A 16,087-nucleotide genomic window follows, 5' to 3' on the forward strand; every position below is an offset into this window, starting at 1 on the left:
GGCCCCGCTCGACGGATGCGGCAAACGCGTCTACGCAGCCCTCGGCCTGCCCCTTCCGGCCACGATCACGAAGAGCAGCGGCACGAAGAAGACACCGAGCACGGTCGCTGCGATCATGCCGCCCATCACGCCGATGCCGATGGCGTTCTGCGCGGCCGAGCTTGCCCCCGTCGCGAAGGCGAGCGGCAGGACGCCGAGGATGAAGGCGAGCGAGGTCATGACGATCGGCCTGAGGCGCATGCGGGCAGCCTCCAGCACGGCGTCGACGACGCTTTTGCCCTGATCGCGCAGGTCCTTGGCGAATTCGACGATCAGGATGGCGTTCTTGGCGGTAAGGCCGATCGTCGTCAGCAGGCCGACCTTGAAATAGACATCGTTCGATTGACCGAATATCCAGGCGGCGACGAGCGCGCCAAGCACGCCGACCGGCACCGCAAGGATGACGGAAAGCGGGATGGACCAGCTTTCGTAGAGCGCGGCAAGGCAGAGGAAGACGACGAGCAGGGAGACGGCGTAGAGCATCGCCTCCTGCGAACCGGCAAGCCGCTCCTGGTAGGACAGGCCGGACCAGGCCGCGCTGTAGCCGCCGTCGAGACCGGCGACGAGCGCCTCCATGCGGTCCATCGCATCGCCGGAGCTGGCGCCGGCCTGTGCCGCACCGTTCATGGAGATGGCCGCCGTGCCGTTGAAGCGGGCGAGCGAGGGCGAGCCCTGGATCCATGTCGTCGTCGCGAAGGCGGAGAACGGCACCATCTCGCCATCGCCATTGCGCGCGTACCAGCGGTTGACGTCCTCCGGCTGCATGCGGAAGGGCGCGTCCGCCTGCACATAGACGGGCTTGATCTCGCCGTTATAGACGAAGTCGTTGACGTTGCTGCCGGCAAAGGCCGTGGAGATCAGCCCGTTGATGCCGCTGAGATCGACGCCGAGCGCACCTGCCTTCTCCTGGTCGATCTCGATCTTCAGCTGGCTTTCCAAGGTGCGGGTATTGCCGCGTACATTGCCGACCGTGTCGTCCTGCTGGGCGAGGTCGGCAAGCAGGTTGCTGGCCGCCGTCAGCGCGTCGCGGCCGCGGTTGCCGGTGTCTTCCAGATACATGGAAAAGCCGTTGCTCTGCCCCAGCCCCTGGATGGCGGGCGGCGCCAGCACGAAGACCTCCGCGTCGCGGATCTTGCGGAAATGCGCCGAGGCGCGCTGCGAGATAGCGGAAGCCGAGAGCGACGTATCCGTGCGCGCGTCGAAATCCTTGAGACGCACGAAGGCCATGGCGGCGTTTTCGCCGCTGCCGCCGAAGCCGAAGCCGAGCGTCATGAAGACGCTCTGCACGGCGTCCTTCTCCTCCGTGAGGAAATAGTTCTCGACCATGTCGATGACGGCCTGCGTGCGGGCGGCATTGGCGCCGGCCGGCAGGGTGATCTGCGTCATCAGAACGCCCTGGTCCTCTTCCGGCAGGAAGGAGGTCGGCAGCTGCGTATAGACCCACCAGGCGCCGCCGAGGAGCGCGGCGAAGAGCACGAGCATGCGCAGCGGCCGCACAAGCATGCCGCCGACGGCGCTCACATAACCGCGCGTCGTCTTCTCGAAACCACGGTTGAAGCCACCGAAGATGCGCGCCGCCAGCCCGCCATGCGTGGGCTTCAGCAGCATGGCGCAGAGCGCCGGCGTCAGGATGACCGCGACGAGGACGGAGAGCAGCATGGCGCTGGCGATGGTGACGGAGAACTGCCGGTAGATGACGCCGACCGAGCCCGAGAAGAAGGCCATGGGAATGAAGACGGCGGTGAGGACGAGCGCGACGCCGACGAGCGCGCCGGTGATCTCGCCCATCGACTTCTCCGTCGCCTCGCGGGCGGAGAGCCCCTCCTCCGACATGACGCGCTCGACATTCTCTACCACGACGATCGCATCGTCGACGAGAAGACCGATGGCGAGCACCATGGCGAACATGGTCAGCATGTTGATGGAATAGCCGAGCGCCGCAAGCACGCCGAACGTTCCGAGCAGCACGACGGGCACGGCGATCATCGGAATGATCGTCGCGCGCAGGTTCTGCAGGAAGAGCAGAAGCACGAGGAAGACCAGCACGATCGCCTCGATCAGCGTCTCCACGACCTTCTCGATGGACAGTTCGACGAAGGGCGTCGTTTCGTAGGAATAGGCGATCTCGACGCCCTCGGGCAGCGAACCGGCGAGGCTGTCGAGTTCGGCATGCACGGCCTCGGCCGTCGTGATGGCATTCGCGCCGCTCGCCAGCTGCACGCCGAAGCCGGCGGCAGGCATGTCGTTGAAGGTCGAGCTCTGGCCGTAGCTTTCAAGCCCGATCTCGACGCGCGCGACATCGCCGAGGCGCACGACGGAACCGTCCGTCGCCGTCTTGAGGATGATCTTCTTGAACTCGTCGGCCGAGGTCATCTGCGTCTGCGCGACGATGCTCGCCTTCAGCTGCTGGCCGCGCACGACGGGCGTCGCGCCGATGGAGCCGGCGGCGACCTGCGCATTCTGCGCCTGAATGGCCGTGGTGACGTCGGAGGGAACCAGCTGGTACTTCTGCATCTGATCGGGATCGAGCCAGATGCGCATGGCATAGCCGCTGCCGAAGGCCTGCACGGAACCGACGCCGTCGAGCCGTTCGATGCGCTCCTCGATGCTGCTCGACATGATGTCGGAAAGCTCCGAGGAGGTGTAGCGGCCGTCGCGCGAGATGATGTTGCCGATCATCAGGATGCCGGAGGGCGAGCGGGAGACGGAGACGCCGGCGTCCTGCACGGCCTCGGGAAGCTGGGATTCGACGCGCGACAGCTTGTTCTGCACCTCGACCTGCGCCAGTTCCGGATCCGTGCCGCTGGCGAAGGTGAGCGAGATGGAGGCCGAGCCGGTGTTCGACGTGGATTCCATGTAGAGCAGGCCATCGAGGCCGGTCATCGCGCCCTCGATCTTCGTCGTGACCGAGTTCTCGACCGCTTCCGCCGTGGCACCGGAATAGGTCGCGCCGATACGGACCGTGACGGGCGCGACATCGGGATATTGCGAGATCGACAGCGAGTAGATGCCCATGACGCCGGAAAGCAGCGTGGCGATCGCGAGCACGATGGCAAAGACGGGGCGGGCGATGAAGAAGCTCGCCAGGGCATTGCGCCGGAAGGCTTCGGTCATTGGGCGGCCTCCGACGCTTCGCCCGCACCGGCGGGGCTGGCGAGGGACTGCTTGACCACGCCGTCCTCATCGATCGTCGCTTCCACGGCCGTCACGGCAGCGCCGGCGGAAATCTTCTGGAAGCCATCGACGATCAGGCGCTCGCCGTCCTTCAGGCCGTCGGTCACGATCCAGTTGTTGCCGCTCGTGCCCTCGGTCGCAAGCTTGCGCTGCTCCACCTTGCTGTCGGCCGAGACGACATAGGCGATGGGATCGCCCGTGCCGCTGCGCTGGACGGCGCGCTGCGGGACGAGGAAGGCGTTCGGCATGGTGCCGAGATCGACGGAGGCGCGCACGAACATGCCCGGCAGCAGGATGCGCTCCGGATTGGGGAAGCTTGCGCGCAGGGTGAAGGTGCCCGTGCTCTCGCTGACATTGACCGTCGCCAGCGAGATCGTGCCGATGGTCTTGTAGTCCTCGCCGTTCTCGAGCGTCAGCCTGACGCTCGGCGCCCCCGCGCCGTCGCGGCCGAGGCGCCCCGCCTCGACATCCTGCCGGATCCGCAAAAGGTTGGCGCTGGTATCGACGAGGTCGACATTGACCGGATCGATCTGGCGGATCGTCGCCAGCGCATCCGTCTGGTTCTGCGTGACCAGCGAGCCGGCGCTGACGCCGGCCGTGCCGATGATGCCCGATATCGGCGCCTTGATCGTGGTGTTGTCGAGATCGATGCGCGCCGTCTCAAGGCTGGCCTTGGCCGATTCCACATCCGCCTTCGCCTGCAGCAGCGCTGCCGTCGCCTCGTCCAGCGCCTGCTGGCTCACGGCGCTCTGCGATTGCAGCCGCTGGTTCCGGTCGAAAGCCGACTGCGCCGACTGCTGCGTCGCCTCGGCGCGCGACAGCGTGGCCGCCGCCGCCGCATAGGCCGCGCTGAACTTCGCATCGCGCACCTTGAAGAGGATGTCACCGGCCTTCACCTGCCGGCCCTCGCGAAAGTCGATGCTCTCGATGATGCCGTCGATCTGCGGGCGGATCTCCGCCGTGGCGTGCGCCACCACGCGGCCGGAGAGCTGGGTATAACGCGGAACGGACTGCGCCTTCAGCACCACGAAGCCCACCTCGGCCGCGGGCAAGGCCCCTGCGCCGGGCGGAGCATTTCCACCGCTCTGGTCCGAGCAGGCGGCCAGGAACAGGCCGGCGGCAACGAGGCCGATCCGCAGGATTTTCTCGCGCATCATGCACCTTTTCTTCGGAGCGGCGGATCATGCCGCACGCTTGCCATATTTACAAAACTCATCAGTACCATTAATATCCGGATACCGACATTGTCAATGGCCCGCCTCTGGATAACCTCCATGACCGAAACAACCGCCACAACTCTCCCGGCCAAGCGCCGGAAACGCGGCCGCCCCAGACTCGCGACGCCGGCCGAACAGAGGGCCAAGATCGTCGAGGCGACGCGCAAGCTGTTCCTGGCCGAAGGCTACGGCAGGACGACGATGAGCGAGGTTGCCGCCCACTGCCATATCTCCAAGCGCACGCTCTACGAACTCTTCCCCTCCAAGACCGATCTGCTCGCCGCGATCATCGAGCAGCACCGCACCAGCATGCTTGCGCTTCCCGGCGACTATGCGGGCCTGAGCCTCTCGGACGCCCTCGAACGCATCTTCCAGATCGATATCAGCGCGGAAGAGGATAGCGCGCGCGCGGCCTTCCTCAACCTCACCATCGTGGAAGCCGCGCGCTATCCAGAAGTCGGCGAGATGATGAAGAGGCTCGGCGGCCAGCGGGCCCATGCGCTGCTTGCCGAATGGATGGAAGGGGAAAAGCGGGCCGGAAGGCTCTTCGTCGACGACACGACGAGCGCCGCGACGATCCTCATGGACATGATGTTCGGCGCCGTCGTCACGAAGACGGGCACGGGCGCCGAATGGCCGGGCTTCGACGCACGCAAGGACTACATGCGGCGCTGCATCCGCATCTTCGTCCACGGCACCGGAAAATCGCCCGCTATCTAGAGTATCCGTTTTGGTCAAGGAAATGATTTTGTCCATTTCCGACGGTCCTTGAGCAGGGCGTTTGCCAGCACGATGAGCTTTCGCATGATGGCTGTTATTGCGAGCTTCGAGGCTTTGCCGCCCGCTTTGAGCTGGTGGTACTTTGCCCTGAGTTCCGGATTGAAGCGCATGGCGACGAGGGCCGGCATGTAGAGCGCCTGGCGGACGTTGGCGCGGCCGCCGCGGATGAAGGCGCGTGCGGCCCGGTTGCCGGACTGGCGTGCGACGGGGGCGAGGCCGGCGAGAGAGGCGGCCGCGCCGTTTTCGAGCATTCCGAGCTCGGGCATGTCGATGATCAGGGCGAAGGCGGTTATGGTCGAGACGCCCGGGATCGAGACGAGGATGTCGAAGCGGCCGGCGAGGTCCGGATCGGCCTTGACGATCGCCATGATCTCGCTCTCGATGGCGGCGATCTGGCGTCCGATCTGCCTGAGCTGCTCCGCGTTGTGACGCTTGAGGATGGCAAGGGTCAGCGTCTTGGCCCTGTTCCTGGCGGCCGTGCGGTTCTTCACCAGCGCCTCGCGGGCCATGTGCAGGTCCTTGAGATCGTTGAGGACCGGACGACGCACCGGCCGCGCGTCGAGGTCGAGTACAGCACCCATGCGCGCCAGCATGGCAGCGTCGAGCCGGTCGGTCTTGGCGAGCTTTCCCGTGGCTTCGGCGAACCGCCTTGCCTGGCGTGGGTTGACCTTGACCAGCGCACAGCCCACATCCGCCAGCCTTCTCTCGAAGGCCCGGTGATAGGGACCGGTCGGCTCGTAGACGATGTGCGCGTCGGGCTGGCTCAGCCAGTCCAGGAAGGCCCGATGGCCGGCGGTGTCGTTGGCAAAACGCCGGCTTTTGCCGTCGCTCGTCCTGTAGGCGTCGAGATGGTCTTTCGAGATGTCGACCCCGATGGTATCCTTTGTCATCTTTCGCTTGTCCTGTGCTTGTCGTCCGCAGCCGAGCTGCGGGTATCCGTTCAGGCCTCAAGAGAAAGACGAGGGCGATCAAACTCTAGCTCGACCCGTCAAACGGTCTGCATTTCAACGATCCGACCCTCGCCGCTGAGGGAGGGCGGCTACCCTCTCACAGCGGACCCTTCTTCGCCCATTCGGCAGCGAAAGTCATAAGACAAGCATTTCCAGAAAAAGTGCGACGCGGCTCTGCATCCGAAACGCGCAAAGACAATTGAACCTGCTCAGACGTATATTTCCCGCTCGCCAAAGGGATCGCCATCCTCGAAATTGCGCGTGCCGATGCGCGAGGTGCTTTCACTCTCGGCGGTCTGCCGCTGCGCCGAACCCGCCTCCTTCGCCTTCAGCGCAGCGATCTCGCCCTTGAGGCTGGCGATCGCTTCCTTGAGTTCGGCCTGGGCCTCCTCGTCCATCGCTTCGGCAAGCTCGCTCTCCTTGGCCGAGAGCTGCGCTTGAAGCGCGGAAAGGCTGGTGCCGCCGGACGAGGACGTGAGTGTCACGGTTGCCGATGTCGTCGAGGAGACTGCTCCGACCATGTCTATCCACCAGATCGCTTTCGATAGGCCGGAGCGTAGCTGGAACCTATTGAGGTACTCTCAGCGCGCGTTTTGTACCTCCGCGTCCCGCCTTCTCTACCCAGGTCCCTGTGGCGTTCATCTGGCGCACGATGTCTTCCGCCACGAAGACCGCATGATCCGTCACCTGGGGCAGGCCCATCAACTCGCCGAACGTGCCGCGGGCCAACGGGCCAGCGATGTAGAGGCTATTCAGCGCCTGCCCATCGGTTCCGATGGCGCGGCTTCGCTCGTCGACCGCGATGCCAAGACCGACGGCATCCGGTTGCAACTCGCCCGCGGTGGCGAGACCCGCGAGGAATGGCTGGCTTGAAAGCACCGACGCATGCCCCGGGCCTGTCGTCACGATCAGGCTGCCATACGTTTCCTGGAACGGCTCCCGCCCATGGCGCGGGCGAAAATCCACGGCAATCCCGCCCTCTGCGGGGCAGGTCACACCGGCGATGGCCGCAGCATGAAAGGAAAGCGTGCCAGCGGCCAGGCGCCGGTCGATGACCGCCTCCACCTGGGGCGCGATACGGAAACGGTGCACGTCCCAGTAGGGTCGCAGGAAGCGTGCGACGCGCCGGCGCTCGGCGACTGGCAGAGAGCGCCAGATATCGCCGCCCTGGCCGCGAACCCGGTCGAAAACCGCATGCCAGCTGAGCCCCGCAGCATCGGCCTGGACAAGGCCCTCCCGGATCCGCCGCAGCAAGGCCCGCGCCGTGCGGGATGGCGGATCGGCAAACTCGCCGAAGGGCTCTTGAGCGGAAAGGTTATGCCCGCGCGAGCGAAGGCCGCGGCGCGAGACGGCCGTGATCCTGCCGCGATGCCCCGCGGCATCGAGTGTCGCGATGACGTCCGCTGCGGTGAGCCCCGTGCCCACGACCAGCACCCGGTCGTCCGGGGCGATGCCGGAGAGGGCGCCGGGCACCGTGGCATCCGGAATGTAGCCGGCGCGGCCGGAAAGGGCGCGGTGGAGGGTTGCGGGCGGCTGCGGGCTTGGATGCGTCGTCGCGGCGACCACGATATCGGCCTCCAGCGCCGGGCCGTCCCCGGCCTCGACATGCCAGCGCCCCGAGCGCGCCGCCGTCACCGCACGGACGCGGCTGCGGCGATGCTCGATCGCTCCGCTCGCGACCAAGGGGGCAAGGTTGCCGGAAACATAACGGCCGAAGGCGGAACGGCGCGCGAAGGCGTGTCCCTCCGGCGTGATGGCCTCCGGATCGTCCGCAAGGGTCCCGCTGCGGACGAGCCAGCGCTGGAAATGATCGCCGTCGTCGGGAAGGAGCGACATGCGCGTCGCGGGCACATTGATGCGGTGCGTCGCCTCGTCCGTATCATAGGCAAGGCCGCCCCCGAGCATCGCCCGGGGCTCGAAGACGACGATCCTCGCGGCGCCGACGGGAAGCCGCCGCACGAGATGATAGGCGCAGGCGGCACCGGTGAAGCCGCCCCCGATGATCGCCACGACTGGCCTTGCCGGCATCCGTTTCACCTCCGCGCCACGCAGCGGCATCACCGCGTCACGCGCCGACCGATTTCAGCGCCGGGAGCTCGGCGTCGCGCCGCTTCACGGCCTCGATATCCCTGTAGCCGTCGGCCGGATGGGTTTTCGGCAGGTATGGTCCCTCGCCGAACAGCTTCTCCCGCAAGGTACCCTCCCTGTAGGCCGTCGGGTAGGCGCCGCGCTTCTGCAGCTCCGGCACGATATGGGCGACGACATCCTCGAAGCTGTCGGGGGTCACCGCATAGGCGAGGTTGAAGCCGTCGACATCCGTATCGGCCACCCATTCCTGAAGGATGTCGGCAATGCGCTCCGGAGAGCCGACGAAGACCGGTCCCATGCCGCCGATGCCGCCGAACCGGGCAAGCTCGTCGATGGTCCACGACTTGTCGCCGCCGGCAATGTGCTCGACGAAGGAGTGGATGGCGTTGGTCTCGATCTTCTCCACCACATCCGTCGGCGCATACTGGCCGAAATCGATGCCGCTCCAGCCGGACATGAAGGTCAGCGAGCCGTCATAGGAAACGTAGCTCTTGTAGTCCTCGAATTTCTTCTGCGCCTTCTCCTCGGTCTCGTCGGTGATGATGGTGACGAGCGTGTAGATATAGACCTTTCTGGGGTCGCGGCCGGCAGCGGCGATGCGCTGGCGGATATCGGCGACATAGGCCTTGAGAACCGACTTCGTCGGCGCGGCGACGAAGATGCACTCGGCGTGCGCGGCGGCGAACGCCTTGCCCGGCCCGGAGGCGCCGGCCTGGTAGAGAACCGGCGTGCGCTGCGGCGAGGGCTCGGTGAGGCCGTAACCCGGCACCTCGAAATACTTGCCCTTGTGGCCGATCTCGTGGACCTTTTCGGGATGGGTGAAGATGCGCCTGTCGCCGTCGCGCACCACCGCACCCTCCTCCCAGGAGCCTTCCAGCAGCTTGTAGAGCACTTCCACATATTCGGCGGCGACCTCGTAGCGGTTGTCGTGCCGGCGAAGGCCGCCCTGCCCGACATTCTTCGCGCCGCTCTCCAGATAGGAGGTGACGATGTTCCAGCCGACGCGGCCCTTGGAATGATGGTCGGCCGTCGCGAGGCGGCGGGCGAAGGTATAGGGATGCTCGAAGGAGGTGGACGCCGTGATGCCGATGCCGAGATGCTCGGTGGCGAGCGCGATGGGGGCTGCAAGTTGCAGCGGATCGTTCACCGGAATCTGCGCGGCCTGGTGGATGGCGTGGTAGTTCGAGCCCTTGTAGACATCGTAGTAGCCGATGACGTCGGCGATGAAGATGCCGTCGAAGACGCCGCGTTCCAGCGTGCGGGCGAGATCCTGCCAATAGTCCAGGTCCTTGTATTTCCAGGACCTGTCGCGCGGATGCGCCCACAGGCCGGGGGACTGGTGGCCCACGCAGTTCATGTCGAAGGCGTTGAAGCGGATATGGCGTGCCATCGGTCTCTCCAGGGTATCGGGCCAGGCTATCGAGAATGCCTGGCGGCATTGGCCGGGGCGAAGATAGCGCCTTCTTCCATTAAATACAGAAATTCTATCTTTTATATGTATTAATTTCGGAAACGGCTTTTCTGGCTGCCGTCCGGGGACTCTGGGAAGATGCGCAGAGCGGCGGAAAACCGTGCGCACCCTTTCACCCACTCCGACCGCGGCGACCTGCCCGGGATCGGCCGGAGAGCAGGAGACCGACCATGACCGCCCTACACCTTGTCAAGGAGTCCGACCTTCAGGACGATCGGGCCCGCCTCTTCGCGAAGGCCGAGGAGATTTCCGCCGACCTTGCCCGCCGCGGGGCGCAGCTCGATGCCGACGGCAAGCCGCCGTTCGCGGAAATCGAGCGGCTGAAGACGGAGGGCCTCCTGACCGCGCTGCACCCGGTCGAGATCGGCGGCGGCGGTCTCGACTGGGTGGACGGGCTGCGGCTCGTGCGCATCCTCGCGCGCGGCGAAAGCTCGATCGGCCAGTTGCTCGGCTATCATTTCGTCAACAGCCAGTACGTCCACTGGGCGGCCGACGACCCGGACAAGGCCTGGGACCTCGGCGTCGAGACGGTCGCAAAGAGGCTCTACTGGGGCGCCGCCGTCAACCCGCGCGATCCCGGCCTCACGCTGACCCGCAGCGGCGACCACTACCTGCTCAACGGCCGCAAGACGTTCTCGACCGGCGCGCATGTCTCCGACCGCATCAATGCCAATGCGGCCTTCGACGACGAGATCGCCAATATCGTGCTGCCGACCGACCGGCCCGGCTACATCGCCAATGACGACTGGGACAATATCGGCCAGCGGCTCTCCGACAGCGGCAGCGTGGAATTCCGGGATTTCCCGGTCTACGAAAGCGACTTCCTGCTGCCGCTTGCGAGGAAGGATGACGCCCCGCCCGTGCAGGCGACGTTCAACACGCCGCTGATCCAGCTCGTCTTCGTCAACTTCTACCTCGGCACGGCGGAAGGCGCGCTGGCGGCAGCCACCGACTATGTGCGCACCACGACGCGCCCCTGGGTCACGTCCGGCCTCGAAAAGGCGAGCGAGGATCCGTATATCCTGGAACGCATCGGCGAGTTCCGCGCAGCGCTGAAGGCATCCGCCGCGCTTGCCGATGCGGCCGCCGCCGTCGTCCAGTCGTCGCTTGCGCGCGGCCGGGGCGTCACCGCACGCGAACGCGGCGAAGCGGCGATCGAGGCCTACGCCGCAAAGGTCAACGCCACCCATGTGGCGCTCGACGTCACTTCGCGCATCTTCGAGCTGACCGGCGCCCGCTCGACGGCATCGCACCACCGTTTCGACCGCTACTGGAGGAACGTGCGTACCCACACGCTGCACGACCCGGTCTTCTACAAGGCCCGCGAAGTCGGCGACTTTGCCCTCAACGGCCGCGTGCCGGAGCCGAGCCTCTATAGCTGAGGCGAGGATCGGCAGACGAAACGAAGGCGGCCGACGGCCGCTTTCTGTTTTTTGGCAGGCACCCTTCCTGCAAGCTTCGCCGTCCTCGGGCAAAAAAAGACCGCAACCCCGAAGGATTGCGGCCAGGTGACCACCCCCACCACGAGGGTTGGATTTCAGAGCGCGCCGTTCTTCGGCGGCGTGACGCCGTTGAGGTGATAGTTGCCGACGACGTGGTACTTCCAGCGCACCGGATCGTGCAGCGTATGGGTGCGGGCATTGCGCCAATGGCGTTCGAGGTTCAGGCCGCGCCTGGTGGCGGACGTGCCGGCCAGCTCGAAGAGCACGTTGGTCGCGTCGATGGCGAGCTCCGTCGTCAGCACCTTGGCGGCGGCCACCGCCAGCGTCGCGGCCACGGCATTCTCCGCATTGAGGTTGACCTGCGCCTGGTCGACCTTGCGCCCGGCCCGCTCCAGCGTCGCCTCGGCCGCCTCGACGCGGATGGCGAGCTCGCCGATGCGGGCGATGGTCAGCGGATCGTCCGCGGCGCGCTCGACACCGCTGTCCGTCCAGGGCCGCGCGGTGTCGCGCACGTAGCCGATCGTCTCCTTCAGCGCCGCGCGGGCGATACCGAGATCGACGCCGGCATGGATGATCTGGCCGACCGAGCCGATCGTGCCGGGGCGCTCGAACCCCTTCTGGTGCGGCACGACGGCCTCGGCCGGCACGTAGACGTCGCGCAAGATCGTCGTGCCGCTGCCCGTCGTGCGCTGGCCGAAGCCGTCCCAGTCATCGACGATCTCGATGCCTTCCGTCTCGCGCGGGGCAAACGACATGGTGAGGCGGTCCTCGTCGTCGAGCGCGAAGATCGCCACCCAGTGGGCGAAGAGCACACCCGTCGAATAGAACTTCCGCCCGTTGATGCGGAAACCCGCGCCATCGGGCGTAATCCGCGTGTTGTAGTCACCGACCGTCTTGGTGCCGACCTCGGAAAGGGCGTTGCCGAAGCGGTCGCCGGCGAGAGCCCGGCTGAAGTAGAAGCGCTTCTGCGCCTCGCTGCCGTCGTGGCGGAGCGCCTCGAGAATGTAGAAATGGTTCTGCGGGATCTGGCCGATCGAGCTGTCGGCCTCGGAGAGGATCGCCGTGACCTCGGCGAGCACCGCATTGGAGACGTCGATGCCGCCATATTCGGCGGGAACGGTGATGGAGAGGAGGCCGGAGGCGGAAAGCCGGTCCAGCTCCTCGTACGGCAGCGCCCGCTCGTAATCCCGCCGGCTCGCGCCGCCGGCGAATTCGCCGGCAAGCGTGCGGGCAACGGCAAGCGCCTCGTCCTCGCTGGCGATGCGATGGGCGGTGTCCTGGGGGTTGGCGAGCCGGGTGACGCTGCTCATGAGAAATCCTTTCGAGATATCCGGATTCAGGCCCGGGCAGCCGCCTTGCGATTGGCGAAGCCGATGGCGAGGACGGAGAAGATGAGCAGGCCGGTGCCGACCTGCTGCCAGTAGAAATTGAGGCCCGACAGCAGGAGGCCATTGGCGACGATACCGAGCAGCAGCACGCCAAGCACGGTGCCCGGCACGTTCGGCCGGCCGTGCGGGTCGAACGTGGTGCCGATGAAGGTCGCGCCGATGGCGTTCAGGAGGAACGCGTTGCCCGAGGACGGAATGTAGACCGTGACCGTCGAGGTGAGGATGAGCCCGACCACGGCGGCAATCGTCGAGACGAGCACATAGGTCAGGGCGGTGACGCGCGACAGGCGGAGGCCCGAATAACGCACGACGCTCGCCTGGATGCCGATGGCGAGCGTCACCCGGCCGAAGCGGGTGCGCGAGAGCACGAGCCAGGCACCGGCGACGACGAGCGCGGTGACGAGGAGCGGCACGGGAATGCCGGCGACCGTGCCATGGCCGAGGAAACGGAAGGCTTCCGGCACGCCGGCCGGCGGCAGGTAGACCGGATTGCCGCCATTCGTGAGCAATTGCTGCGCGCTGCGGCCGACGAAGAGCGTGCCGAGCGTGGCGAGAAAGGGCGAGATGCCGATACCGGCGATGAGCACGGCATTGAAGACGCCGACAAGCGCTCCGCCGGCAAGCCCGCCGAGGGCGGCAAGCGCAATCGGCTGTCCGGCGAGCACGAGGGAAACGAAGGCGAAGCTCGCGAAATCGACAGCCGTGCCGACCGAGAGATCGATGCCGCCCGCCGAGACGGCGAAGGTCATGGCGATGGCGACGATGGCGAGCAGGGCGAAATTGTTCACAAGCACGCTGAGGAGGTTCGCACCCGAGAGGAAGCCCGGCGCGAGCGCTGCGAAGAGGGCGAAGACGGCGGCGAGCGCCGCGACCAGCGCATAGCGGGCGACGCCGCGGGTGAAGGAGGAGAGAGCGGTCGTCGCCATGTCAGGCGTTCTCCTTGCGGCCGAGCAGCGTGGTGGCGGAAACGACGAGCAGGATCAGCAGCCCCTGCACGCCGCTCACCAGCGTGCTGGAAATGTTGAGGAGCTGGAAGCCGTTGATGAGGAAGCCGACGAAGAGCGCCGACAGCAGCGTGCCGGTCACGGTCGGCGCCAGCCGGCGGGAGAAGACCGTGCCCAGCAGGGCGGTGACGACGACCGGCAGCAGCATGTCGCCGGCCCCGGTGGTGCTGCCCGAGAGATAGGAGACCGACAGGATGCCGGCGAGCCCGCCGCACAGGCCGCTCGCCAGGAACGAGCCGGCGACGAAGGACTTGACGGGCAGGCCCGCCGCCCGCGCCGCATCCGGAAACGCGCCGACCGCATAGAGGCGAAGGCCCAGCGGCGTATATTGCACGACGGCCGCGACGACCAGCGTGAAGCCGAGGAGGACATAGGCGAGAACCGGGATGCCGAACGGGCCGCCGGCGGAAAGCGCCGAGAGGAATTCGCTCGAGGCCGGGACGACGGTGTTCTGCGTCAGCACCAGCTCGAGGCCGGCGACGACATTCATGACGGCGAGCGTCGCGAGCAGCGGCACGATGCCGGCGAGCGTGACGGCGGCGGCGTTGACCGCGCCGATGGCGAGCCCCGTGCCGAGCGCGCCTGCAATGGCGACGCCGTCGCCATGCCCCGCCTGTGCCAGCGAGGCGTAGACGGCGGCGCTGAGCCCCATATTCGCGGCGAGCGACAGGTCGATCCCGCCCGTCACCACGTTCGAGCCGCCCGCGATGATGACGATGGTGAGCCCGATCGCCAGAACGCCGGCAATGGCCGACTGGCCGAGCACGTTGCCGATATTGCCGATGGTGAGGAAGAAGGGCGCGGTGACGGAGAAGACGACAAGGACGCCGACGAAGACGGCAAGCGCCCCGCCCCGCAGCGCCAGCGTGGCGAGGCGGCGGCCGAAGGCGGGGCCGGGCCTTCCCGGCTCGACAGCCTTCTGCGCCTCGATTTCGAGAGCGGAGGCCGGAATATAGGGGGCGTCAACCAGCATGGCGAAGCGTCTCGTGGGCACCCGTCACATCCGCAAGGACTTGGTTCGGGCTCGTTTCGGAGGAGATGAACTGCCGCGTCACACGGCCGCGGAAAAAGACGAGAAGGCGATCGGTGACGCCGAGCAGTTCCTCGATGTCGGAGGAGAGCACGAGCACAGCCGCGCCGCGTTCGGCAAGCTCGCCGATCAGCCGGTAGATCTCCACCTTGGCGGCGATGTCGACGCCGACCGTGGGCTCGTCGAGCAGGTAGATTTCCGACTGGCGGCTCAGCCATTTGGCGATCGCCACCTTCTGCTGGTTACCACCCGAGAGCGTCTTCACCAGGGCATCGACGCCGTCGGTCTTGATCTGCAGCCGTTTGACGAGGTCTTTCGTCTGGCGCCGCTCCGCGCCGCGGTCGATGAGGCCGCGGGAGAAACGGCCGAGGCTGGCGAGCGTGGTGTTTTCGGTGACCGAGAGGTCCAGCGCGACGCCGTCGCGGCGGCGGTCCTCCGGCACCAGCGCCAGGCGGCGGTCGGTGGCCGCGGCGGGATCGGCGGAGAACACGGCCTCGCCCTTGACGGAGACCGTACCGCCGGTCGGCCGGTCGAGGCCGAAGAGCGTGCGCACCACCTCCTTGGCGCCCGAGCCGACGAGACCGGTAAGACCCAGGACCTCGCCCTTGCGCAGCGTGAAGGAAACGGCATCGAAGCGGCCGGCAAGCGCCAGGTTCTCCACCTCCAGCACCACCTCGCCGGGCGCGACGTCGGGCTTGGGATAGAGCTCGCCGATATCGCGATTGACCATCAGGGCGCCGATCTCGGCCGCCGAGGTTCCGGCGACCGGCAGGGTCGCGACGTCGCGGCCGTTGCGCAGCACCGTCACCGTATCGCAGAGGTCGACGATCTCGCCGAGATAGTGCGAGATGTAGAGGATGGTGACGCCCTCCGCGCTGAGGCGGCGGATGAGCTGGAAGAGCAGGTCCGCCTCGCGCCGGACGAGCGCCGCGGTCGGCTCGTCGAAGACCAGCACCTTGGGACTGGCGATGAGCGCGCGGGTGATCTGCACGATCTGCTTTTCCGCCGCCGAGAGATCGGCGATCAGCGCGGAATGGGGCAGCGCGAGACCGAAATAGCGCTCGAGGATCTCGGCGGACCTCCGCCGCATCGCCGCGCGGTCGAGGAAGGGCGTTCCGAGAAACCGCAGCTCGCGGCCGAGGAACAGCGCCTCGCCCACCGTGAAGGTCGGGACGAGCAGGCGATCCTGGTGGATGAAATGGATGCCGAGCTCTTCCGCGAGATGCGGCGTCAGCCGGTCATAGACCTTGCCGTCGATCTCGACCATACCTTCGTCCTCCCGGTGAAGCCCGGCGATGAGCTTGATCAGCGTCGACTTGCCGGCGCCGTTCTGGCCGACGAGGCCATGCACCGAACCGCGCTCGACGGTGAGCGACGCACCCGAAAGCGCCTCGGCGCCGCCGAAGCGCTTGACGATGTTTTCGAGCCGGACGATCGCCGCGCCGCGCCCTGCCGTGTCCGCCATGGCCGCATTCCCCGTTGAAAGAAAGAGACCGCGGCGAGG

12 protein-coding genes are annotated in these 16,087 nt (G+C 66.7%); 2 read left to right on the forward strand and 10 right to left on the reverse strand.

Going from position 1 to position 16,087, the window contains the following annotated elements; genetic code table 11:
• Nucleotides 1-30: 30 nt before the first annotated feature.
• Nucleotides 31-3,126: an efflux RND transporter permease subunit gene (locus tag AABQ55_RS23290; protein ID WP_272808143.1), complete on the reverse strand. Its 3,096-nt coding sequence runs from the start codon at nt 3,124-3,126 to the stop codon at nt 31-33.
• Between the two features lie 23 nt (nt 3,127-3,149).
• Nucleotides 3,150-4,370: an efflux RND transporter periplasmic adaptor subunit gene (locus AABQ55_RS23295; RefSeq protein WP_272807802.1), complete on the reverse strand. Its 1,221-nt coding sequence runs from the start codon at nt 4,368-4,370 to the stop codon at nt 3,150-3,152.
• A 117-nt stretch (nt 4,371-4,487) separates the two neighbouring features.
• Between AABQ55_RS23295 and AABQ55_RS23300 the strand changes: the two genes are divergently transcribed.
• Entirely contained in the window at nt 4,488-5,150 is a 663-nt protein-coding gene (locus AABQ55_RS23300) for a TetR/AcrR family transcriptional regulator (protein WP_272807801.1), read from the forward strand.
• Nucleotides 5,151-5,164: 14 nt separating this feature from the next.
• Here AABQ55_RS23300 and AABQ55_RS23305 read toward each other — a convergent pair whose 3' ends face one another.
• The 4 genes from AABQ55_RS23305 to AABQ55_RS23320 form a co-directional block, all read right to left on the reverse strand.
• Complete coding sequence (locus tag AABQ55_RS23305; RefSeq protein ID WP_272804495.1) at nt 5,165-6,100, reverse strand: IS110 family transposase; 936 nt, start codon at nt 6,098-6,100, stop codon at nt 5,165-5,167.
• Between the two features lie 269 nt (nt 6,101-6,369).
• A complete protein-coding gene (locus AABQ55_RS23310; RefSeq protein WP_272807800.1) occupies nt 6,370-6,681 on the reverse strand; it encodes a hypothetical protein in 312 nt (103 codons plus the stop codon).
• A 46-nt stretch (nt 6,682-6,727) separates the two neighbouring features.
• A complete protein-coding gene (locus tag AABQ55_RS23315) occupies nt 6,728-8,188 on the reverse strand; it encodes an FAD/NAD(P)-binding protein (protein WP_272807799.1) in 1,461 nt (486 codons plus the stop codon).
• A 37-nt stretch (nt 8,189-8,225) separates the two neighbouring features.
• Nucleotides 8,226-9,638, reverse strand: coding sequence for an LLM class flavin-dependent oxidoreductase (locus tag AABQ55_RS23320; RefSeq protein ID WP_272807798.1), 1,413 nt, complete (start codon nt 9,636-9,638; stop codon nt 8,226-8,228).
• A gap of 251 nt (nt 9,639-9,889) precedes the next feature.
• On the opposite strand from AABQ55_RS23320, the gene AABQ55_RS23325 reads away from it, so the two are divergent.
• Nucleotides 9,890-11,101 carry an acyl-CoA dehydrogenase family protein gene (locus tag AABQ55_RS23325; RefSeq protein ID WP_272807797.1) on the forward strand — a complete coding sequence of 404 codons (1,212 nt, stop codon included), beginning with the start codon at nt 9,890-9,892 and terminating at the stop codon, nt 11,099-11,101.
• Nucleotides 11,102-11,256: 155 nt separating this feature from the next.
• Here AABQ55_RS23325 and AABQ55_RS23330 read toward each other — a convergent pair whose 3' ends face one another.
• The 4 genes from AABQ55_RS23330 to AABQ55_RS23345 are packed head-to-tail and all read right to left on the reverse strand — an operon-like array spanning nt 11,257 to nt 16,048.
• Nucleotides 11,257-12,471, reverse strand: a complete 1,215-nt coding sequence (locus AABQ55_RS23330) for an SfnB family sulfur acquisition oxidoreductase (RefSeq protein WP_272807796.1) — start codon at nt 12,469-12,471, stop codon at nt 11,257-11,259.
• Nucleotides 12,472-12,497: 26 nt separating this feature from the next.
• Nucleotides 12,498-13,475, reverse strand: a complete 978-nt coding sequence (locus AABQ55_RS23335; protein WP_272807795.1) for an ABC transporter permease — start codon at nt 13,473-13,475, stop codon at nt 12,498-12,500.
• 1 nt (nt 13,476) lies between these two features.
• Nucleotides 13,477-14,526 (reverse strand): ABC transporter permease, encoded by a 1,050-nt coding sequence (locus AABQ55_RS23340; RefSeq protein ID WP_272807794.1) that lies wholly within the window; start codon nt 14,524-14,526, stop codon nt 13,477-13,479.
• The gene (locus AABQ55_RS23345) at nt 14,516-16,048 is read right to left on the reverse strand and encodes a sugar ABC transporter ATP-binding protein (RefSeq protein WP_272807793.1); all 1,533 of its coding nucleotides are present in this window, start codon (nt 16,046-16,048) and stop codon (nt 14,516-14,518) included. Before AABQ55_RS23345 ends, AABQ55_RS23340 begins: the two co-directional genes overlap by 11 nt.
• Nucleotides 16,049-16,087: the final 39 nt, after the last annotated feature.

It is taken from the genome of Shinella sp. WSD5-1 (assembly GCF_963942435.1).
Taxonomy (GTDB): Bacteria; Pseudomonadota; Alphaproteobacteria; order Rhizobiales; family Rhizobiaceae; genus Shinella; species Shinella yambaruensis.

Excerpts from the sequence above, each read along its gene's own strand:
- AABQ55_RS23295 (WP_272807802.1), bottom strand. The coding sequence starts at position 4,370 with ATGATGCGCGAGAAAATCCTGCGGATCGGCCTCGTTGCCGCCGGCCTG.
- AABQ55_RS23300 (WP_272807801.1), top strand. The coding sequence starts at position 4,488 with ATGACCGAAACAACCGCCACAACTCTCCCGGCCAAGCGCCGGAAACGC.
- AABQ55_RS23305 (WP_272804495.1), bottom strand. The coding sequence starts at position 6,100 with ATGACAAAGGATACCATCGGGGTCGACATCTCGAAAGACCATCTCGAC.
- AABQ55_RS23310 (WP_272807800.1), bottom strand. The coding sequence starts at position 6,681 with ATGGTCGGAGCAGTCTCCTCGACGACATCGGCAACCGTGACACTCACG.
- AABQ55_RS23315 (WP_272807799.1), bottom strand. The coding sequence starts at position 8,188 with ATGCCGGCAAGGCCAGTCGTGGCGATCATCGGGGGCGGCTTCACCGGT.
- AABQ55_RS23320 (WP_272807798.1), bottom strand. The coding sequence starts at position 9,638 with ATGGCACGCCATATCCGCTTCAACGCCTTCGACATGAACTGCGTGGGC.
- AABQ55_RS23325 (WP_272807797.1), top strand. The coding sequence starts at position 9,890 with ATGACCGCCCTACACCTTGTCAAGGAGTCCGACCTTCAGGACGATCGG.
- AABQ55_RS23330 (WP_272807796.1), bottom strand. The coding sequence starts at position 12,471 with ATGAGCAGCGTCACCCGGCTCGCCAACCCCCAGGACACCGCCCATCGC.
- AABQ55_RS23335 (WP_272807795.1), bottom strand. The coding sequence starts at position 13,475 with ATGGCGACGACCGCTCTCTCCTCCTTCACCCGCGGCGTCGCCCGCTAT.
- AABQ55_RS23340 (WP_272807794.1), bottom strand. The coding sequence starts at position 14,526 with ATGCTGGTTGACGCCCCCTATATTCCGGCCTCCGCTCTCGAAATCGAG.
- AABQ55_RS23345 (WP_272807793.1), bottom strand. The coding sequence starts at position 16,048 with ATGGCGGACACGGCAGGGCGCGGCGCGGCGATCGTCCGGCTCGAAAAC.